Consider the following 20,468-nt stretch of genomic DNA (forward strand, 5'->3'; position numbering starts at 1 on the left):
CTCTGGCACCGGACGAGGGAACTGTCTCACCGAATCGCGTTCACTTCCCCGCTTTAATCCCGGATGTTGTGTGGCCATGATGTCATGGCGGTTGGAACGACAGCCACAGGGTTTCCAATTGCCGCCGTGTTTGGCCCCAATGGTGCCAGGTGGTTTCCGAGGGAATGTCCGGATGATCCAGCATCAGTGTGAGAAGATGGAGAGCGTGCTGAACCGTGGCGGCGTAGTGCTGGACCTGCTGCCGATACAAGTCAAAAGCGGCATGCCCCGTGGGTGGGCCATCGAGCCAGGCGATGATCTGTTCGGCATCCTGGAGGTGCTGCTGGATTTGTTCTCGCAGGTGAGCGAGGGTGGCGCTGTCCCGGCGGCTGGCGGGCCGGAGCAACTGAAGGACGGCAGCTCGCTCGATCGCTTCGAGTTGGGAAGGGCTAATCCGGCGGAGTCGCGGCACGACCTCGTGGTTGAATTGCTCCTGAGCTTCCTGCAGGCGGCGGCGTTCCTGTTCGAGATGGTAACGCTGACGCATCGCTGTCCAATCGGCGGACCAGTTCATAACAAGGAAAAGTCCTAAAAGCGGCAGCAGAGTGAGTACGCCAATGCCACCTCGGAGAAACCAACGAATCCTTGGATGTTGGCTCTGCCGCTCCGTCAACAGCCACGCTGCCCCCAGCGCACCCCAGAGAGCGCCGCCGAGATGCCCCGACCAACTGATTCCCGGCACCAAACCGAGCAGCAGATTGAGCAAAACGATACTGCCGAGGCGGAATAAAGCGCGCTGAAAAAGCAGCTCTGGCAATTGCGAGCGGTAGGTCAAAAGCCAGACAGCTAGAGCCGAGAGCAAGCCCCAGAGGGCAGCCGAGGCCCCCGCCAGGACCACCTCCGGTGTTATCGCCACGGCGACAACCACCCCGCCTACGCCACTGAACAGAAACAACCACAGCAGCCGCCAGCGTCCATATACCGTTTCGCCCTCTGCTCCCAATAAAATCAGGGCCAGAAGGTTCGCTAGGAGATGGAGTAGTCCAAAATGGGTGAAGTTCGCCGTGAGAAGGCGATACCATTGTCCGTGTACCAAATCCCAGCCGCGCACGGCTCCCAGACGGTGAACGGTGGCCACATCCTGCCCTGTGAGATAATCACGGATCGACAAGCCGTTCCACGCGGCCAGAACTAGACCAGTTAGAAAGACCAAGATACAGACTGCGGCGAGCAGCCAAATGACCAGGAGCGGACGCTGGTTAAGAGGAATGCTATCGAGCGAAGGTGGAGGAGAGGTTTCCGGGGGTTTCACCTGTGCCCCGCGCAAGGCTCGTCGCCCCGCTTCGGTGACTCGGTACCCCTGGCCGCGACCTTTGACCCACGTGACGACCTCAATCAACCCCGCCAGGCGCAGGTCAGTCAACGGGCCATCCAAGGCATCCCGTGCAATCCCCGTGCTGGCTGCATAGGTCGAGGGGAACCAGGGTTCATCCCCCTGCTGGGCGATTGCACGCAGCAGCGTTTCTGCGCTCGGCTCGGCAGGAGACGCAGGGCGAGACGGGTCTCGATGTTCTGCTGGGGTCATGAAGCGCATTATCATCCTGGAAGGTGGAAACGTCGATTACGGCAGATGCACTTCCCATCCAAGGGAAGAATGCCATCCCAGCCCAGAGAAAGAGATGAGAGGGGTGTATGGCTCCGGCTAGGGAGAGAGTGCAGATCGGGGCGAATGTGCGCGCGGCATTGGCCGCCCGACAGCCTGTAGTGGCTCTGGAATCTTCGGTGTTCGTCCAGGGTTTGCCGTCTCCTCAGCGGGAGGAGGCAGCGCGAGAAGTCCTGACAGCGATCCGAGCAGCCGGAGCGACTCCAGCCATCACCGCAGTGCTGGGTGGCATACCGTGGGTGGGATTGGAAGATGATCAGTTACAACAGTTGCAAAGTGCTGTGGGGGTGCGCAAAGCTGCTTGGCGTGACCTTGCTGCCTCGATCGCGGTGGGCCAGACAGCGGCCACAACGGTCTCTGCTGCTTTGGCCCTGGCTTCTGCCGTGGGTTTGAACGTGCTGGCCACAGGGGGCATCGGCGGGGTCCATCGCCGGATCGACACTGCCTCCCCCTCCCTGGACGTCTCGGCTGACCTGTTCGCTTTGACTCGCTTTCCTATGATCGTGGTGTGCAGCGGAGCCAAAAACCTGCTCGATCTGCCCAGCACTTGGGAATTGTTGGAAAGCCTGAGCATTCCTGTGGTGGGGTGGCAGACCGACCGTTTCCCAGCTTTCTACGTGTCCGATGCAGGTTTGCCTGTCTCTTGTCGCGTCGATACTCTGGCGGAAGTTTCCGCTCTCTGGACGGCCCATCGCCGATTCGCGGGAAGCGGACTCTTGCTGGTGCAGCCATGTCCGGAGGAGGCAGCCATTCCAGCGCCAGAATGCGAACGTTGGCTCGAACAGGCGGAGAGGGAAGCCCATCAGAGTGGCCAGCAGGGAGCAGCTCGGACGCCCTTTGTCTTGCGCCGGCTGGCCGAACTGAGTGGCGGGCGCACCTTGCTCGCTAATCGTGTCCTGCTTCAGGCTAACGCGCGACTCGCCGCTCAATTGGCCGCTGAGATTATGGCACCTTGGCCAGCAGCTTCGCCAGAATCGCCGCTCTGAAACCCCGTCGAGCTTCTCGCCACACATCGGAACAACTGCTCGCTGCGTCCACCGGACCCTTCACCCTTGCAAAACATTGTGTTACATTGATACAGTGAATGATGTGCAGGAAGCAGGGACAGGTGAGGACATAGAATAGTTTGTGTAGACCCGGATTGGCTGAGACACACCGGGGTCAAATCTGCATCGATGGTCACTTGGGACCGGAGGTAAGAAGCCGTGAGTATCGTGCGTGTTGGGATGTCGGAAGACCCGCGATTTGCTGAAGGGTATGAGGCGATCTTCGGCAAGAAGGATGGCAAGTCCAAAGGGAGTGGTCGCAACAACGGCAGCACCCCAGCAGGCGCTGGCACCTCCGCGACAGCTTCCAAGAAGTCGGCCAGCAAAGCGGCGTCAGGGGCTGCCAAAAGTGGGACCGCCCGGAACGCCAAGAGTGCCCGGTCCACACCCGCCCGCAAAAGCGGTAAAAAGTGATCGGCACTCGCTCCTTGAACCCCCTGCCCCTATTGCCTGAAATCTGACTGAAATCTGACCCCAGCGGACTCCAGGAGAAGCTTCCCGCGTGGGCAAAGCCCAGCCGATTCCTGCGCCAGTGAAGCTGAGCGCCGGAGTGCCGTTTCTTTGTGTTTGAGTTCGGTTTCGCACCGGTCTGATTCTACGGCAACGTTAGTTGCGGTTCAAACCGCTAGTCCGAGGCGGAGTCTCGTTTCCTGTCGGCGAGGGAAACGAAGTCATAGATTGTTTGATCGGAAGGATGGTTCCATCATCCGAGTGGTTCCATCATTCGAGTGTTTGGGGAAAGTGGGACGTAGTTATCCGATCCGAGGAGGTAGAGCAAAGGCATGAACACCAGCGTGACGTTCGCCGAGCTAGCGAAAATGTTCGATCATTCCTTGCTGCAACCGGTGCTGACCGATTCTGAGCTGGAGGCGGGTCTGGAAGTGGCCTTGCGCTACAACGTGGCGTCGGTGTGCATCAAACCGTATGCTGTGCGGCGTGCCGTCCGTCGTTTGAGTGGTAGTCCAGTGGCAGTAGGCACGGTCGTCGGTTTTCCGCATGGCAGTCACACGCCGCGGGTCAAAGTGTTTGAGGCGGAGGCAGCGATAGCTGACGGCGCCGAGGAACTGGACATGGTGGTCAACATCGGCAAAGTGTTATCGCGGGACTGGAATTACGTGGCGGATGAGATCGCAGCGGTGGTCGAAACCGCCCATCGCCAGGGGGCCAAGGTCAAGGTGATTTTCGAGAATTCGTTATTGCAGGATGAGCACAAACGGGAATTGTGCCGCATTTGCGGCGAGGTTCGAGCGGATTGGGTCAAAACGAGCACTGGGTATGGCAGCGGAGGAGCCACGCTGGAAGATTTACGTTTGATGCGGGAGTGCAGCCCGCCGTGGGTCCAAGTGAAAGCCGCTGGGGGAGTGCGTACACTCGACATGCTCCTTCAGGTGCGAGCCATAGGAGTCACTCGTGTGGGTGCAACAGCGACCGCCCAAATCCTGGAGGAAGCCCGCGAGCGATTCGGTGGCGGATGACCGCTGCTACGGGGCGGCCTGAGTCACTTCTTCCGTTCCGCTGGCAATTCCAGCAGAGCTACCGTGCCATCGTTCAGCGCAACAGCCAGGGATTCCCCGTCCGGGCTGAAAGCAGCTGTACGGATACTGCTCGAAAACTTCCAGGTGCGCAGCGGTTGAGGAGGAGCGGCGGGGTCCAACGCCCACAGCTTGACCTGCTCCTTGGCTGTGATGGTGATAAAGGTGCGCCCGCTCGGATTGACCAGTACCATGCGCACGCCCTCGGTTTTATCTGCGAACTCCTTCACCATCTTTCTCTGGGCGAAGTCTGCAATTTGGATCGTGCCTTTCTCGTCCGCGGCCACGACAAACTTGCCATCGGGAGTGATTCCCACGTCGGCAATCGGACCGGAGAAAAGAGACCAGGGAGCGGTCGGATTCTTGTTCTCGCCCAGGAACGCTGAGCGGACCTGCCCGCGTGAATCGCCGAAGATGGCTAAGTGGGCCGGCGTAATTGCTAGGGCGCGCAGTTCGGGAGTGGGAGACAAACTCCCCACTTGACGGCCCGTGGCGGTTTCGAAGAGGCTCAGGTGGTACTGGAGCGAAGCAACACCGCTGGGGTGACGTGCATGCCAAACGGCAAAACGCTGGCCTGTCGAGTCCGGAACAATCAGATAGGGAGCGCCGGTCTCAATGGTGCGGAGCAGTTGGGGTTGAGCAGCAAGCTTCCAGATCAGCAATCGTCCCTCTTTGCCGTCAGGGTTGGACAAGCCGACTGCAAGGGTGTCCGCTTGGAGGAAGCTCAAGGCATAGGGATTATCTCCCGCCGTGGTGGGAAGAGTGGCTCGCAAACGAGCATCCGCCAGATTCCAGACTTTGATGGTGCCGTCTGAGGCGGCGGTGGCCAGAGTTTGGCCGTCCGGGCTGAAGGCAAGGGAGAAGATCGGACCGCGGTGAACCTGCTCCTGTTCGGCTTGCAGAGTGGGTAACTCGAAGATCCGCAAGGTTCGGTCTTTTTCTACGCCGACGCTCGCCAGATAACGGCCATCCGGACTGAAAGCCACGGCGGATACCCAATCGGTGTGCCCTTGAAGTGTGCGGACCTCCGTGCCCGTGACGGTGTCCCACAGATGCACGAAAGTGTCGGCACCGACGGCAGCAAGATGGCGGCCATCCGGACTGAAGGCCACTCCGGTCAGGGGAGCCGTTGCCGAGCTGTTCCGGGAGGGGGAGTGGAGGCGAGCCAGAGGTTGAACGGTTCCCGTGTCCGTCACCTGCCAGAGCTGAATGCTGCCATCTCCGCCCACGGAAGCCAGCCGCTGGCCATCCCGGCTGAAAGCTAGGCCCGCGACACCGGCCCCATTGGCATTGGGCTGGCGGGATAGCTCTTTTGCGGTCGTGCTCGCCCCGTCGAGGATCACCAGTGTCCCATCCGCCAACCCGACGGCTAGATGGTTTTTTTTACCTGGACGGATAGCCACGGCGCACACTGCGGAACGGCCATTCCAAGTCCACACAGCTTGGCCCTGTTCCAGATTCCACCAACGTGCGGTTTTGTCGGCGGCACCGCTCAACAAGTGCTGGCCGTCTGCCGCCACCGCGAGCGCCAGAATGGCCGAGGTGTGCCCGCTGAGAGTCCGCACCGGCTTGCGCTGTTCGAGGTCCCAAATGGCGATATGGCGATCCCCCCCAGCCAGAGCTACCCGGCGGGAATCGGGGAAGAACTCCAGCGTGGTGATGGGTAGTGTCGCGGCGGGAAAATCAGCCAGCAATTTCCCAGCGGCGGAATCGTAGAGGCGGAGGCGGCCATCGGCCCCCGCAGTGGCTAAGCGCTTGCCATCGGGACTGTAGGCCACCGCCCAGAGCGAATCTTTCGCATCCTGGAAAGCACGGTGCTCGTCGCTTTGCTGTAGCGGCCAGAGACGGATGGTCCCGTCTTCGCTCCCGCTCGCTGCCCAGCGACTATCCGGACTGATTGCCACTGCGGTGACAGCCTGGGCATGGCCTTGCCACAAGCGGAGTTGTTGCCGGGAGGCAAAGTCCCAGAGGCGGACGGTTCGATCCCTTCCCCCAGTCACCAGGAACTTACCATCCTGAGACGTGGCCAAGGCATAGACGGCCCCTTCATGGCCTTGGAAATCTTCGCCATCGCGCATGCCTGCCTTGTCGGCCCCCGCGTCTTTGAGCCGGGGCAAGTACAGCACCTGAACCCGTCCCTGACGTCCCCCGATGAGCAGCCGATCTTGGACCGAACACGCTAGCCCGAGAACTTCGCCCCCCTCCAATGCTGTCATGCCGAGGAGCAGTTGTTTATTATCTAGGGCATACACTCCAATTTGTGCATTGCTGTCCCCCAAGGCGATCAAAGACCCATCCTTGTTCCAAGCCACCCGTTCGATGCGGGCATTGCGGGACGGTACTGTCCAGACTTCCTGACCGGTGGTAATGTCCACGAGGCGCAGCACGCCGTCATCTCCCCCCACTGCGAGGAGCGTGCCTTGCGGGTGGAAGGCCAAGCATTTGAGAGGCCGATCGGTTTTCAATTGCAACAGGGTTTTGAGATGTTTGCCACTCGCTGCCTCCCAGAGGTGGACTTGATTGCCGCTGACCGAGGCAATCCACTGGCCGCGCGGGTGGAAGGCAGCATCGCTGGCCTGGAGGACGTTCGTCATCCCTTTGCCGCTGCGTGTCGGATCATCGCTCTGCGAAAGATGCCCGCGATAGCAGATCAACTCTCGGCCATTGTCCAAGTCCCAGATTTTGACGGTACCATCGCGTGAAGCCGAAACGAGGCGCCGGCCATCGGGGCTGAAGACCAGGCTATTGATCCGGTCACCGTGCCGCAAACGGGACTGAAGTAATACCCGACGGACGTGGGGAGGCATATCAGGTGGCATGTAGGGCAGGCGCCAGCGGGCCTCACGCCAATAGCGGATGGCCAGATCAGTACGGCCTGCTTGCATCGCCGCTTGAGCACGTTCTGCCCATTCCTCCGCCGCCTGCAATGCCGCCTCACCCCATCCCTGTTGCCGGGCTTCCTCACGCTCCCGCTGATACTGGCTTTGCCACTGTTGCACCGGCGGGGTAGTAGCCGTCGGTTCCTGGCTGGGGGCAGGCGCCCGGTATGCTAGCCCTGCTGCTAGGACCAGAACCGTCCCTACTACAATCCCTTTTCGTCTCGACTGGAATGTTCCGCTCATGATAGCTCCCTGCCTGGCTCAACCTTTCCGTCCCAATATCTGCAAGGGGGACATAGGTGCTGACGAATCAGATCGCCGGGGACAACAGTTTCTTGGGCATCCCCCTCCGAAAGCCTATCGCGCCAATACACCGGTACGCCCACAGGAGGAAGTGTGCGGCCCTGCTCATCCAACATCGAATCGGGTCGCTGGCGGCTTACTGCTTTCGCTACAGGAGAGTCAGTTCGTATGTCGCGGAAGCCGGACCGGACCCGGACGCTTTCGGACGGTACAGACCACGTTCGCGAATATACTCCTCCACCGCTCGCGGTACCAAGTAACGGATGCTCCAGCCTTGGGCCACGGAGCGGCGCAATTCCCGGCTGGCAATCTCGATCAACGGACAGGCAATGTAATGCAGCCGCACCTGACCGGCGTTTACCGCTATGGCTTCGGCCAAGCGTTCGGCAGTCCACAACATGACCCCTGGACGGGGAGCGACAAGTAAACCCGCCTGGCTCACAATCTGCTGAGGCTGGTACCACCCTGGCAAGTCCGCCAGGCTGTCCGCTCCGAGTATCAAAAAAAATTCGTGATCCGGGTGGCGCTGTCGCAAGTGGGTCAATGTTTGCACCGTATAGCCAGGGGGCGGAAGTTCCTTCTCAATCCGTTCGATCCGGAAGTGCGGATGCCCGGCGGTGGCTAACTCCAGCATATCGCATCGTTGTTCAAAACGGGTCAACGGTTGCTCCCGTTTGTGCGGCGGATGGGCGCTGGGTACAAACCAAACTTCATCCAACCGCCCCTGGTCCCGGCTTTGCTCCGCCAGGATCAGATGACCCATATGCACAGGATCGAACGTTCCGCCGAATAGTCCGATGCGCATGATCAAACAGACTGCATGACGGGGGGATGGGATCCCTCCTTCGGCCCGCTGGATTTTTAGTATATCAACAACGCCTCCTTTTGCGGGTGGAGCATGCCCTCATCGCTGAGCTGTTCCCAACACGAAAAGCCTGTTCGGGCCAAGGGCGGGGGGAGGAAATGATACTGGGATCTCAAAAACTTCCAGGAGATGGAACAGATACCCCCATGCATTCCGGTGATCCTGATGAGCGGAAATCTGGAACCGCTGAACCCTCGGATGAAGCCGAACAAGAGCTAGCGCTGTTCCGGCAGGCCCAACAGGGTGATTTCGCCGCCTTTCAGCAATTGATTCAGCGCTGGCAGGATCACGTCTTCACCTTGGCCTATCGCATTTTGGGCCAGCGGCAGGATGCCGAGGATGTGACCCAGCAGACCTTCTTGAGCGTCATCGAGCATCTGGAACAGTTCCGCGGCGAGTCCTCAGTCCGGACATGGGTTTTGCGGATTGCGACCAATCATGCCCTGCAATGGCTGCGGCGGAAGCGTTCCCGTCCGGCAGTCTCTTTAGATACATTGGTGAACGAAGAGGAGGATCGTGCGCCGTTGCCCCATCCAGAATACATCGCGCGCTGGCGAGATGACCCGCAGCGCTTGGTCCAGGATCGCGAAGTCCGCCAGCTTATCGACCAAGCTCTCAGCGAACTGGATGACAAATACCGCGTGGTATTCGTGCTCCGGGACATCGAAGGCTTGAGCGTACGCGAGACGGCGGAGATTCTGGGCATCAGCGAGAGCAATGTCAAGGTTCGCCTGCTGCGTGCCCGCTTGCAACTGCGGGAGCGACTGACTGCCTCCTTGGCGGATCCCTCGACGCGTGTGTTCCCGGATCACAGCCACCATGCGGAGCAACTGCCGCCTCCAACAGCCTCGTTGCCCCCATCGCCGGATGAGCGGACGCCGACAGATCAGGCTCGGAGGGTGTTCCCAGACTGACCGACGGTTTGTAACGGAATCCTGATAGTGAGCATCCATCCCAACAAATGCTTGAGGATTCGCTTCCCATGACCTGCGAGGAATTGCTTCAAGCCCTGAATGAATATGTGGATGGTACGCTGGACTTGTCCCAGTTGGAATGCCAGCAGTTTGCGGAACATCTCAAGGGATGCCATCCGTGCCAGGTGGTGGTGGATACAATCCGGGGAACGATCCAGTTGTATCGGGCGGGCGAGCCGTACCCTTTACCGCCGGAGTTTGCCACCCGCTTGCAGCAATTGTTACAAGCCCGATGGCAGGCCAAATTCCCCGCAAGTGCGCCTGCTGGCACGCCAAGGCGCTGACCGGTCCATAAGGATACTAATGCCACCACACGGATTGCTTGCCCCAACCGTTCCGAGGCGTTGTATCTGAAAAATAAGACATGAATCTTGTGTTCCTCACATAGCGGGAAATCTTTCAAGACCAACGGGAAATGCTTCAAAACCGTCAGGGGGTCAAGGGTTATGCTGTCCCTCTCCTCATCTGGGCCTTCCGAGTCAGTGACGAGTGTTGTTTCTTCCTCCGGGGACACCTCATCGGGGGAAGTGGTAACGCATCGTCGTGCGGAAGAACGAGGGAAACAGCGGAATTGGCTACGCACTGTATTGTGGTGGTTTGGTGTTGTCGGAACGACCAGCGCTCTGGCTATGCTGCTGTTGATATTGGCCGGTTTTTTCCACCCCAAGGTGGCAGTGCCTCCCGGTGACGGGGAGACAGAGGAGGGAAAAAATGATGGTCAGGCGATCCCAGGGGAGCGGATCGCAACGGTGCGGGTGGTCCGTCGTCCGCGCTGGGAATCCGCCGTGGGTACGGTCCGTCCGGTCCATGAGGCCGCGGTAGCATCCAAGCTACTGGCCAAAGTAGTCGAGGTGCGTGTTCGGGCAGGTCAAGCGGTGCAGAAGGGAGAGGTGCTGGTTCGTTTGGACGATGCCGACCTTCAGGCACGAAAAAAACAGGCGGAGGCAGCCTTGCAAAGTGCTCACTCCCTGCTTCAACAGACTCAAGCCGACTATGAGCGTGCCGCTCAGCTTTTGCGCAGCAATTCGATTGCCCGATCTGAGTTCGATAAAGCCGAAGCCGCTTGGCGAGCGGCGCAAGCGGAGCGGGAACGCCTCCAGCAATTGTTGCGCGAAGCCGAGGTGCTGCTGGAATACACGATCATCCGCTCTCCTATCGATGGAATTGTCACCGACAAGCGGGTTGAGGTCGGTGACACTGTGACGCCAGGTCAGGTAGTGCTCACCGTGTATAATCCTGCCCGAATGCAACTGGTGGTGACAGTCCGGGAATCCCTAGCCCAGCGGCTTCGCGTCGGGCAGAAGATCCGGGGGCGCCTGGAATCCCTGGACTATGAATGCGAGGCGACAGTCAGCGAGATCGTTCCAGAGGCCCAGACTGCCAGCCGTTCCTTCACGGTTAAAGTAGTTGGTCCCTGTCCGCCGGGAGTTTACAGTGGCATGTTCGGACGCATATTCCTCCCTCTGGAAGATGAAGAGGTGTTAGTAATACCTCCTGCAGCCGTACGGCACATCGGTCAACTGACCATGGTGGAAGTGCTCAGCGCTGGCCGTGTTGTTCGGCGGAGTGTGCTCCTCGGACGGCAGTTGCCGGAAGGCTATGAAGTGCTTTCCGGCTTGCGAGAGGGAGAACAGGTTGTGCTGCCTGATTCCCAGAAGGAAATCTCCTCATGACTGCGCCCCCGGTAGATACCTCCCCCTCGAACTCGCCCGGACACGATTGGCTGTCACGGATAGTCCGGCTGTTCCTGGAATCGAAACTCTCGCTACTGCTGATCCTGTTTTCCCTGCTAGTGGGAATGGTAGCCCTGTTAGTCACTCCACGGGAGGAAGACCCGCAAATTGTGGTTCCACTGGCGGATGTGTATATCAGCTTCCCTGGTCATACTGCTGAAGAAGTGGAACAGTTGGTGTCCACTCCCCTGGAAAAACTACTGTATCAGATTGATGGGGTTGAGTATGTCTACAGCATGTCACAAGACGATCGGGCGATTGTCACCGTTCGATTTTACGTGGGTGAGGATCGGGAACGCAGCTTGGTCAAGTTGTTCAAAAAGATCAATGAGAATTTGGATGTGATTCCGCCAGGCGTACAAGGATGGGTAATTAAGCCGGTGGAAATCGATGACGTACCGATAGTGACTTTGACCTTAACAGGGGCAGAGAGTTTTACCCTCCGGCGTGTCGCTGAGGAAGTAGCCCAACGTTTAGCGGTGATACCAGATGCGTCGCGCGCCTATGTCATAGGAGGCCGACCGCGCATAGTGCGGGTGGAATTGGACTTGGATCGTTTGGCAGCCTATCGTGTCAGTGCATTACAGGTCGAGCAAGCCATTCGTGCAGCGAATATCCAGATGACGGTAGGCCAGTACCAGCGTCAGGACCGTGTCATCGCGGTAGAGGTGCAGCATGCCCTCCGACAGTCAGTGGACCTTCCAGCTTTAGTGGTAGGTGTGAACGAGGGCCGGCCTGTGTTTCTCCGCGATGTGGTCACAGTACTGGATGGTCCCGCCGAGGTGGATAATTATGTGCGCTTCGGTTGGGGTCCAGCTCGTGACTTTGCCCCGCATCCTCAGGCTCCAGGCACGCTTTTGACGCCGCGCGCCTCTGGCCCCTACGACGGGCAAGGGTCTCAAGAACCCGTTCCTGCTGTCACGATTGCTATCGCCAAGAAGAAAGGCGTTAACTCGGTGACCTTGGCCCACGCTGTTCTGGAGCAGACCCGCAACCTCCATCGGCAAGGCGTCATTCCCGATGATATCAGCGTAGTTGTCACGCGCAACTATGGCCTAACGGCGGATGACAAGGTCAACGAATTGATCGAAGCTTTAGGGGTTGCCGTTCTAATCGTCCTAGCCTTGCTCACGCTGACCTTGGGTTGGCGGCCGGCTCTGGTGGTAGCCACGGCTGTACCCGTCGTCTTCGGCTTGACCTTAGCCGTCAACCTTCTCTTCGGCTACTCCATCAATCGGGTGACGCTTTTTGCCCTGATTGTTGCCTTGGGATTGTTGGTGGATGACCCCATCGTTGATGTGGAAAACATTGCCCGTCACTTTGAGTTGCGCCGCCGGGCCTCACATGAGATCGTGCTGCAGGCTGTGGCAGAAATCCGTCCGCCGCTGATCAGTGCGACTCTGGCCGTCATTGTCAGTTTCCTGCCCCTGTTTTTCATCACTGGCATGATGGGTCCATATATGGCCCCTATGGCCCTGAACGTACCTGTCTCCATGCTAATGTCGATGGTGGTCGCTTTTACCATTACCCCTTGGCTAAGCTATTATTTGCTCCGCGGCTCGGTCCGGAGTACACCCAGCGGTACTTCTGCCTCCGCGCCGGAACCCTCCATCTCAACAGATGATATCCACGATCCAGAAGTGTTACGCCGGTCTCGCTTGTACCGGGGTTTTCATAGGCTAATGGCTCCTTTGCTGGCAGTGCGCCGTCGCAGTTGGCTGTTTCTGGCCCTGATGGGTTTATTGATGGCGGCGGCATCCCTACTTGCCCTGACCCGTGCAATTCCCCTGAAAATGCTCCCCTATGACAACAAGAATGAGTTGCATCTGATGCTGGACCTGGACGAAGGGACGACGTTGGAACGGACTGATGCTGTGGTTCGTGAATTTGAGCGCTTGCTGCAAACGGTGCCGGAAGTGGTGCACATCACCAGCTATGTTGGCGTTCCTGGTCCGATCGATTTCAACGGCTTGGTTCGGCACTACTATTTACGCCGCGGTTCGCATCAGGCGGACATCTGGATCGAGTTGGTTCCCAAGAAATACCGGCACCAGCAAAGCCACGGGATCGGCTTGCGCTTGCGGGAGAGATTGACCTCCTTGGCCCGGCAGCACGGTGCGCGGCTCAAACTGGTAGAGACGCCGCCAGGACCTCCTGTGCTGGCCAGTGTGGTGGCGGAAATTACGGGCCGTGCGGATCACTCTTACGAAACGTTGTTGGAGGCCGCACGAACTGTGGCCGCTCGCCTTGCAGTCGAACCAGGTTTAGTCGATGTGGATGGGACTTGGGAAGCGCCCGTGGATAAGTGGCTATTTATTCCGGATCAAGAAAAGGCCGCCTTGCATGGAGTTAGCATTGCCCAGATCGCAGACACACTCCGCCTGGGATTGCGCGGCGCGGATGATCAGGTCATCCATCAGCCCCAAGAACGGCAACCCTTGCGTATTCTCGTTCAATTGCCCCGTTCGGACCGTTCCAACCCTGCGGAATTAGGTCGATTGTTGGTTTCCACTGTCGCAGGTCACATGGTTCCCCTGGCGGAACTGGGCCGCTGGGAACGCGGGCGAGTCGGCCAAACAATCTATCATAAGAACCTGGAACGCATCGTGTACGTGTGGGCGGAGACAGCCGGCCGCACCCCCGCGGAATGCATCCTGGATGTGCAGATGGATCAGCGGCCCCAAGAGGAGTTGCTCACCGAGCCGGCCGTCTCCAAAGTTGGCGCTGGTTGCCTCAGTAACGCCTCGCCCCGTTCGCTCACTCAACGGACGTTCTATCGCAACGGCGGAGGGATTCTCTGGAGTGTGCCTGAAGGCATTCGAGTCAACTTTGCCGGTGAGGGAGAATGGGATATTACCCTCGATGTCTTTCGAGATTTGGGACTCGCGTTTGCCGCGGCGATGGCCATGATTTACGTCATCCTCGTAGCACAGACCCAGTCGTTCCTCTTACCGGTGATCATCATGTTGGCGATCCCGCTCACTGCTATTGGTGTGCTGCCGGGTTTTTATCTCCTCACTCTCGTAATTGGGGATACGGTGGGCGGCTACGCAGATCCGGTCTATTTCACTGCTACTGCCATGATTGGAATGATCGCCTTGGCCGGAATTGTCACCCGGAACTCGACAATCCTCGTCGATTTCATCGAACAAGCCATCCGTCGCGGGCGGCCGCTCGAAGCTGCGGTGATTGAAAGTTGTGCCATCCGCTTACGTCCGATCTTCCTCACGGCAGGAGCAGCAATGCTGGCAAGTTTGCCCATCACAATCGATCCGATCTTCTCGGGTTTGGGCTGGTCCATCATATTTGGTTTGTTGGCTTCGACAGTGTTCACGTTGTTTGTCGTGCCCATTACCTATGCCTTGGTCTTCGGTCGCCGGAACAAAACATCTCACATAGCAGGATGAGGCAACTATGGTACAATGGAGCAAAATCCCTCCATCCGTTAACCCTTCAGCAGAGGGATGATTCAGGACTCCTCGCCCTTGGAGCAAGGCGTGCGGAAGGGGGCGTAAGGCGGGTCAAAGCTTCCCGTCCTAGGGGACGGGATAAGGTACAACGATTTCCGGACATGAGGTCAAGTTTGAGGTCAAATCGCATGGAAACCAACCGAGGGCACGCGGGACAAGCAGAGGGGAATGGGGAACAGGAAGAGAGAGGGCGGCAGGGTCGATTGCCGGCCCCCGAAGCATTGCTAGCGGACCTCAATGAGGAACAGCAGCGCGCTGTCACGCACGGGGAAGGACCGCTCTTAGTGCTGGCGGGAGCCGGTAGCGGCAAGACACGGGTGATTACCCGCCGCATTGCTTGGCTGCTGGCTATGGGTATTCCCGCCGAGCGAATCCTGGCCATTACTTTCACTAACAAAGCAGCTCAGGAAATGCGCCAGCGGGTCGAGCGGCTGATTCCTGGCCATCGCGTCTGGATCGGCACCTTCCATGCTTTCGGAGTCCATCTGCTCCGGCAGTTCGGAGATCGTTTGAGTTTGTCCCGGTCCTTCACCATCTACGATGTCGATGATCGGAATGCCTTTCTCAGGGCGACGATGGAAGCGGCAAGACTGGATAATTACCGGTATCGGCCCGAGGGGATAGCGTCCGCCATCAGCAAAGCCAAGAATCAGTTGCGCTCACCGGCTGACTACGCCCGATCGGCTGTGGATCATTTCGCTCAGGTCGTCGCGGAAGTCTACCCGCTCTATGAGCGCCGCCTTCGACAAGTCCAAGCGGTGGACTTCGATGATCTGCTCTATCTACCGGCCCTGTTGTTGCGCGAGCACGAACAGATCCGCAGCCACCTGGACGATCGCTATCGCTTCATTCTGATCGATGAATATCAGGACACGAATCTGGCGCAATACGAGATCGTGCGGCGCTTGTCCCAGGATCACCGCAATCTGTGTGTGGTGGGCGATCCGGATCAAAGCATCTATCGCTGGCGCGGCTCGGATATTCGCAACATTTTGGATTTTGAGCGGGATTTTCCGGATGCCCGGGTGATCCATCTGCCGCGGAATTATCGGAGCACGGGAGCGATTGTCAGTGCGGCCAATCGTCTGATTGCACACAACAAGCAACGGAAGAAGAAGGAGTTGCGGACCGAGAATGCTTGGGGGGTGCCGGTACGAGTTTGGACGTTCCGAGATGGTCTAGACGAGGCGGACCAGGTCGTGCGGCGGATCAAGGAAACGGTGCAGGCAGGACGCTTCCGCTACCGCGATCACGCCATCTTTGTACGGATCAACGCGCTGACGCGGGTGCTGGAAAGCGCCTTCGTCCGTCACGGGGTCCCATTCCAGATCGTCAAAGGGTTTGCCTTCTACGAGCGCAAGGAAAATAAGGATGTGCTTGCCTACCTACGTCTGCTCGTCAATCCTCAGGATGATGTCGCTTTTGAACGGGTGGTCAACGTGCCGGCGCGGGGGATTGGCGAAACTACGATCGAGCGTTTGCGGAACCTAGCGGCGGAGCGGGGTTGTTCTCTGTTGGCAGCCGCCGCTGAGGCAGGCCGTTGTACCACCATCAAGGCAGCTTCGGCCCGTGCCTTGACCCAATTCCACCGCCTCATCACAGAATTGCGGACCCGTTTGGACCTGCCGCCCCATGAATTGATCGATCTCGTTCTTCAACGCAGCGGTTATGAACAAATGTTGCAGTCTTCCGAGGATCCGGACGATCAGGAGCGGCTGGCCAACGTCCAGGAACTGGTGACCGCAGCTCGCCAATTCCACGAATTGAATCCTCAAGCCGGCCTGACTGGTTTTCTGGAACAGGTCGCTCTGGCTTCGGATGTAGATGGCTGGGACCATGAGGCGGACCGCGTTTCCGTCATGACCTTGCACGCCTCGAAAGGCTTGGAGTTTCCCGTGGTGTACATTCTGGCTGTGGAAGAAGGCTTGCTTCCGCATGAACGCGCCTTGCGCGATGAGGCGGAACTGGAGGAGGAACGCCGCCTCTGCTTTGTCGGGATGACGCGGGCCATGCGGGAATTGCACTTGTGCCATGCCCATTTGCGAGAATACCGGGGCGTGATCCGCTGCGCTATCCCCTCCGGTTTCCTGGATGAGTTGCCTCGGGATCAAGTGGAGTGGCACGATCTGACCAGCACCGATTCGAACTCAACCCGGCCAGGCGATCGGCCGATCGTGTATGCTCCGCCGCCCTCGTTGCCTCCTGTGCCTTCCCTGCCGTCGTCTTCTGCTTCCGATCTGTCCGGAAGCCGCCGAGGAGGCAAGTCCATTTTACCGCCTCTTCACAGATCCGCTGCTAATGGAGAGGCCGTGGAAGGGTTGGCTCCCGGAATCGTCATCCAGCACGAACAGTTCGGCATCGGTCAGGTCGTGGCAGTCAGTGGCTTTGGAGCCCAGCAACGGATGAAGGTACGTTTTCCCGCCCACGGGGAAAAGACGTTACTGGTAGCTCAGGCTCCCTTCCGCATCCTCAATCGCCGTTCCGGTAGCTGACGCCCAGGCGAGACCTTCGGTCTTGCTGGGATACTGTTCCTTCGGTGACGCGGCACTTTGTTTTCCGGGATTGCCCCCTTACCTTCCGGGACTGCACACTTCCTTTTCGGCGGCTATAACGTCTCCCCGGAGAGCCACACCCGTAACCCTGCCAGCAGCCCCTTGATGGTGCTGGCGTCGAACCAGGGCCGGACACTTTGGAGAATCCCAGCCATGTTTGTACTCAGCGCTTTTGCGGATGAAATCTCGGCGGATCCGCGGGAACAGATCGCTGTGTTGCAGAAATGCCGCATCCGTTATGTGGAGTTCCGCTCAGTTTACGGGACCAATTGTCTGGCCTTGAGCGATGCGCAAGTCCGCGAATTCAAGAAGATGCTCGAAGATGCGGGGATTGGGGTGTCGGCCATCGGTTCGCCCATCGGCAAGGTACCCATCGATGCACCCTTCGAGGAACATCTGCGGAAGTTTGAGCGGGCCATCGAATTGTGCCAGATGATGGGCACGCGGAATATCCGCATTTTCAGTTACTATCCGCCAGGGAATGATCCCCAATTCGACCCGAACCGCTGGCCGGAATATCGGCAGGAGGTGATCCGGCGCATGCAGGTGAAGGCCGAGCGGGCGGCCCAAGCGGGTGTGGTGCTGTTCCACGAGAATGAACACCGCATCTATGGCGATTCACCCGATCGCGTGCTGGACGTGCTCCAGAGTGTCAACAGCCCGGCGTTGCGGGCGGCGTATGATGCGGCCAACTACGCCTACTGCAACTACGATCCGGTGGAAGGGTGGGAGAAGACGAAAGCCTACACAGCGCACCTGCATATCAAAGATTGGAAGAAGGGGGGCCACGCGGCGGGTCATCATTACGGGGTCCTAGCCGGGCATGGCGATGGCTGCATAGCTCATAGCATTCGGGATGCAGTGGTACGGAACTATCATGGGTATGCAGTTCTCGAGCCGCATCTGCGCGGCGGCGGGCCCACGGGAGGCATTACCGGACCGGACCTCTTCCCCTGTGCCGTTGAAGCCTTCCGCCTTCTTCTCCAGCGGTGCGGCGGACAGGAGGGTTGATCTCCTGCCATCGAACTATGGCCCGCAGTGTTTGGATTAGGCGTAAAATCCAGCAAAAGTTTGTACAGGACGGGGCCGAATCGCTCTCTGGAAGTCGGAACTTCACAGGCGAGAAGGGGATCATGCCGACGGTCCATGTGCGGGTGACGGCGGCCGATACCGGCGAAGCTCTACCGGTGCGGCTGCGCCTTGTGCGGACAGATGGCCGGGAATGCGTGCCGCTGGGGTACTATGCGGATTTCCCGACGCAGCGCCATGAGGATGTCGGAGGCCGGGTTCGTGTGGGGCACGAGCGCTGGTACTACATCGATGGGAGCTGCGAAATCCCCTTGCCGGGAGGAGAACCGCTGCGGCTACAAGTGGCGGCGGGACCGGACTACCAACCGCGGGATGAGATGCTGACCCTGGGTACCGGCCAGCTCACTTTGCGGCTGGTTCTCCATCGCCGCTGGAATCATCGTTCTGCCGGCTGGATGGCTCTGGACTTGCGTTGTCACGACATAACGCCGCATCTGGCTTTGTTAGAGGCTGCTGCCGAGGGATTGGATGTTGTGCAACTGTTGGCTCGCCGCATATCCTTTCTCAGCCAGGATGGCCATACCTATGACATCATTCCTCATTTGGCGGCCTTCAGCGGCCAGCATCCGCTGCTGAGCCGTCCTCAAAGCCAGGTCTATGTCAACACCCTCAATGAACATCCGGTGTTGGGGCGCTTGGCGTTGCTCCACGCCCACCGTCCCATCTTCCCGCTAGTGTTCGGGGAGGATGCCGGAGATGACTGGAGCCTGGGAGACTGGTGCGATCAGTGCCACCGTAAGGGGGGACTAACCGTCTGGGTCGATGCCTTTGAGGCGACGACCCTGGCTGGACTGCGCGGTGGAGATGCCCTCCTGTCTGCGTTGCTGGGACAATTGGATGCCATTGAGGTGAGCGCTCAGCCGCGGCACACACCCCTCATGCCGTGGGTCTATCACCTCTGGAACGCCGGTGTGTTACTGCCCCTGATTGGAACATCCGCCAAGGAGTCAAATCGCCAGGTGCTGGGGCAGGTCCGCACCTATGCTTATGCACCGGATGGGGACTGGGTGGCAGCGATCAAGACGCGACAGTGTTGCGTCAGCGATGGACCGCTCTTGCGGTTGCAGCAAGACGGAGATCGGATTTGCGCCTGGACGGAACCACGGGAAGAACATGCGGTGGTCGAACTCGTGGCAGATGGTGAGGTCATTGCGCGGGGGGCAGGTCAGGCGACGGCAGCAGTGCCGGCTGCCAGTTGGGTGGCGGCCCGCTTAGGCGGTCATCGCGTGGGACACACCGCTCCGATTCCGTTGCGCGCCGAGTTTTCCCGCCGGGAGTCAGCGGCTGCCTACCTCCGCCCGCTGATTGAACGGACCCGCGAATGGATCGTCTCCCACGGTCGGTTCAGCCAGCCTCAGCGACGGCAGGCTTTGCTGGACCGGGTCGCCGCCGCCCTGGCGCGCCTGGAGCAACCGCCATCCTTCACCTCGCCGACTCCGACAGGTTAGTCATACAATTTCGGTGCTGTGATCCGCACCTCGAAGGCAGATGGCGGTGACGCTACCGGCTCCGCATCAGAAAGTAGAACCCTGCTCACTTCCCGCCGGATTCTGCCGGGGTGGCACCTTGGGCCTGACCCTTAATCTGGAAGGTGAAAGATCGCAGGCGGCCTTTCTCGGAGACATACATGTGCAGTTGCCCTTCAAACGGGCCGGGGCGGGAGACATCCACTATACACTCCAGCTCTTCTGTGGTGCGACCAGGAATCTCAAAGGGGGCCTCGCGCTTCGGACCGAAGCGACAATTGCGGTTTCAGCAGCCCGGCAATCCCACCACCTGCACCGGTTCGCGATGCGGATTGTGCAAGATGAAAGTGACCGCACAGGTACCGCCCGCCGGGAACTCCGGGAACTCCATCTCCGTCACCGGCACTGTAAACTCGCGCGGTATTGACTGGTCATAGACCTCGTAGGCTGCGGCGCCGAGAAATGACAGTCCGCCGAGACCGCACACCACCGACAAAATGCGTGCGAACATAACCTCTCCTTACCGTTTAGCTCCACCCCTGGTCCCTTGATATGTCCGCTGGCCAAAGGTTCGAGCTGTGCCTTATGTGATGCCCAACGGAATACTCGCTCATTATAATGCTTCGCTCTGACCTCTTGCAACCATCTTTTCTCACCGTTCGTTTACCGGGTCTGACCAGAAATTCTGGCGGCGCTAAGCTGGGATTTTGGCTTGAATTAGCCAGTAGGCCTGCCACTGACCCGATTGCTTGAGAGCCTCCAAGGCCATCACGGCCTCGGCGTTCCGGGCATCCCAACGCCGACCACGCCCCTTGAGCCGAGCCGTCAGCGCCTTGCAGCACGACTCCGTCGGACCGCTCCCCAACTGCCAACCCTTCGCCACAAACTCCGGATAACGAATCATCTCACGCCGCTCG

The 20,468-nt window shown here is 59.2% G+C and carries 14 protein-coding genes and 1 pseudogene; 10 read left to right on the forward strand and 5 right to left on the reverse strand.

Annotated elements, in window-relative coordinates; translation table 11 throughout:
• Positions 1 to 82 precede the first annotated feature (82 nt).
• Complete coding sequence (locus H0921_RS15040; protein WP_194539336.1) at positions 83 to 1,564, reverse strand: rhomboid family intramembrane serine protease; 1,482 nt, start codon at positions 1,562 to 1,564, stop codon at positions 83 to 85.
• Between the two features lie 107 nt (positions 1,565 to 1,671).
• On the opposite strand from H0921_RS15040, the gene H0921_RS15045 reads away from it, so the two are divergent.
• From H0921_RS15045 to deoC, 3 genes are all read left to right on the forward strand, one after another.
• Positions 1,672 to 2,628 (forward strand): pseudouridine-5'-phosphate glycosidase, encoded by a 957-nt coding sequence (locus tag H0921_RS15045; RefSeq protein WP_194539337.1) that lies wholly within the window; start codon positions 1,672 to 1,674, stop codon positions 2,626 to 2,628.
• A gap of 219 nt (positions 2,629 to 2,847) precedes the next feature.
• Positions 2,848 to 3,102: a hypothetical protein gene (locus tag H0921_RS15050; RefSeq protein ID WP_194539338.1), complete on the forward strand. Its 255-nt coding sequence runs from the start codon at positions 2,848 to 2,850 to the stop codon at positions 3,100 to 3,102.
• A 368-nt stretch (positions 3,103 to 3,470) separates the two neighbouring features.
• Positions 3,471 to 4,163, forward strand: a complete 693-nt coding sequence (deoC, locus tag H0921_RS15055; RefSeq protein WP_194539339.1) for a deoxyribose-phosphate aldolase — start codon at positions 3,471 to 3,473, stop codon at positions 4,161 to 4,163.
• Positions 4,164 to 4,186: 23 nt separating this feature from the next.
• Here the strand turns inward: deoC and H0921_RS15060 are convergent, their stop codons facing one another.
• Both H0921_RS15060 and nadD read right to left on the reverse strand, forming a co-directional pair.
• Positions 4,187 to 7,342 carry a WD40 repeat domain-containing protein gene (locus tag H0921_RS15060; protein ID WP_194539340.1) on the reverse strand — a complete coding sequence of 1,052 codons (3,156 nt, stop codon included), beginning with the start codon at positions 7,340 to 7,342 and terminating at the stop codon, positions 4,187 to 4,189.
• Between the two features lie 208 nt (positions 7,343 to 7,550).
• Positions 7,551 to 8,207: a nicotinate (nicotinamide) nucleotide adenylyltransferase gene (gene nadD, locus H0921_RS15065; RefSeq protein WP_194539341.1), complete on the reverse strand. Its 657-nt coding sequence runs from the start codon at positions 8,205 to 8,207 to the stop codon at positions 7,551 to 7,553.
• A 158-nt stretch (positions 8,208 to 8,365) separates the two neighbouring features.
• Here nadD and H0921_RS15070 point away from each other — a divergent pair, with 158 nt between their 5' ends.
• The 7 genes from H0921_RS15070 (at position 8,366) to H0921_RS15100 (ending at position 19,533) form a co-directional block, all read left to right on the forward strand.
• Positions 8,366 to 9,181: an RNA polymerase sigma factor gene (locus H0921_RS15070; RefSeq protein ID WP_194539342.1), complete on the forward strand. Its 816-nt coding sequence runs from the start codon at positions 8,366 to 8,368 to the stop codon at positions 9,179 to 9,181.
• A 68-nt stretch (positions 9,182 to 9,249) separates the two neighbouring features.
• Complete coding sequence (locus tag H0921_RS15075) at positions 9,250 to 9,525, forward strand: anti-sigma factor family protein (protein ID WP_194539343.1); 276 nt, start codon at positions 9,250 to 9,252, stop codon at positions 9,523 to 9,525.
• A 345-nt stretch (positions 9,526 to 9,870) separates the two neighbouring features.
• Entirely contained in the window at positions 9,871 to 10,914 is a 1,044-nt protein-coding gene (locus tag H0921_RS15080; protein ID WP_194539344.1) for an efflux RND transporter periplasmic adaptor subunit, read from the forward strand.
• Positions 10,911 to 14,381: an efflux RND transporter permease subunit gene (locus H0921_RS15085; protein ID WP_194539345.1), complete on the forward strand. Its 3,471-nt coding sequence runs from the start codon at positions 10,911 to 10,913 to the stop codon at positions 14,379 to 14,381. The genes H0921_RS15080 and H0921_RS15085 overlap by 4 nt, the downstream gene beginning before the upstream one ends.
• A gap of 191 nt (positions 14,382 to 14,572) precedes the next feature.
• Positions 14,573 to 16,936, forward strand: a complete 2,364-nt coding sequence (locus H0921_RS15090; protein ID WP_194539346.1) for an ATP-dependent helicase — start codon at positions 14,573 to 14,575, stop codon at positions 16,934 to 16,936.
• A gap of 213 nt (positions 16,937 to 17,149) precedes the next feature.
• Complete coding sequence (locus H0921_RS15095) at positions 17,150 to 18,007, forward strand: sugar phosphate isomerase/epimerase family protein (protein WP_194539347.1); 858 nt, start codon at positions 17,150 to 17,152, stop codon at positions 18,005 to 18,007.
• Positions 18,008 to 18,129: 122 nt separating this feature from the next.
• Positions 18,130 to 19,533, forward strand: a complete 1,404-nt coding sequence (locus tag H0921_RS15100) for a CehA/McbA family metallohydrolase domain-containing protein (protein ID WP_194539348.1) — start codon at positions 18,130 to 18,132, stop codon at positions 19,531 to 19,533.
• Positions 19,534 to 19,837: 304 nt separating this feature from the next.
• Here the strand turns inward: H0921_RS15100 and H0921_RS15105 are convergent, their stop codons facing one another.
• On the reverse strand, positions 19,838 to 20,062 hold the full coding sequence (locus H0921_RS15105; RefSeq protein WP_194539349.1) for a hypothetical protein: 225 nt from the start codon (positions 20,060 to 20,062) through the stop codon (positions 19,838 to 19,840).
• 183 nt (positions 20,063 to 20,245) lie between these two features.
• A pseudogene (locus tag H0921_RS15110) lies at positions 20,246 to 20,468 on the reverse strand (hypothetical protein); the annotation flags it as partial.

This window comes from Thermogemmata fonticola (assembly GCF_013694095.1).
GTDB classification, from domain to species: domain Bacteria; phylum Planctomycetota; class Planctomycetia; order Gemmatales; family Gemmataceae; genus Thermogemmata; species Thermogemmata fonticola.

Excerpts from the sequence above, each read along its gene's own strand:
- H0921_RS15040 (WP_194539336.1), bottom strand. The coding sequence starts at position 1,564 with ATGACCCCAGCAGAACATCGAGACCCGTCTCGCCCTGCGTCTCCTGCC.
- H0921_RS15045 (WP_194539337.1), top strand. The coding sequence starts at position 1,672 with ATGGCTCCGGCTAGGGAGAGAGTGCAGATCGGGGCGAATGTGCGCGCG.
- deoC (WP_194539339.1), top strand. The coding sequence starts at position 3,471 with ATGAACACCAGCGTGACGTTCGCCGAGCTAGCGAAAATGTTCGATCAT.
- H0921_RS15060 (WP_194539340.1), bottom strand. The coding sequence starts at position 7,342 with ATGAGCGGAACATTCCAGTCGAGACGAAAAGGGATTGTAGTAGGGACG.
- nadD (WP_194539341.1), bottom strand. The coding sequence starts at position 8,207 with ATGCGCATCGGACTATTCGGCGGAACGTTCGATCCTGTGCATATGGGT.
- H0921_RS15070 (WP_194539342.1), top strand. The coding sequence starts at position 8,366 with ATGATACTGGGATCTCAAAAACTTCCAGGAGATGGAACAGATACCCCC.
- H0921_RS15075 (WP_194539343.1), top strand. The coding sequence starts at position 9,250 with ATGACCTGCGAGGAATTGCTTCAAGCCCTGAATGAATATGTGGATGGT.
- H0921_RS15080 (WP_194539344.1), top strand. The coding sequence starts at position 9,871 with ATGCTGCTGTTGATATTGGCCGGTTTTTTCCACCCCAAGGTGGCAGTG.
- H0921_RS15085 (WP_194539345.1), top strand. The coding sequence starts at position 10,911 with ATGACTGCGCCCCCGGTAGATACCTCCCCCTCGAACTCGCCCGGACAC.
- H0921_RS15090 (WP_194539346.1), top strand. The coding sequence starts at position 14,573 with ATGGAAACCAACCGAGGGCACGCGGGACAAGCAGAGGGGAATGGGGAA.
- H0921_RS15095 (WP_194539347.1), top strand. The coding sequence starts at position 17,150 with ATGTTTGTACTCAGCGCTTTTGCGGATGAAATCTCGGCGGATCCGCGG.
- H0921_RS15100 (WP_194539348.1), top strand. The coding sequence starts at position 18,130 with ATGCCGACGGTCCATGTGCGGGTGACGGCGGCCGATACCGGCGAAGCT.
- H0921_RS15105 (WP_194539349.1), bottom strand. The coding sequence starts at position 20,062 with ATGTTCGCACGCATTTTGTCGGTGGTGTGCGGTCTCGGCGGACTGTCA.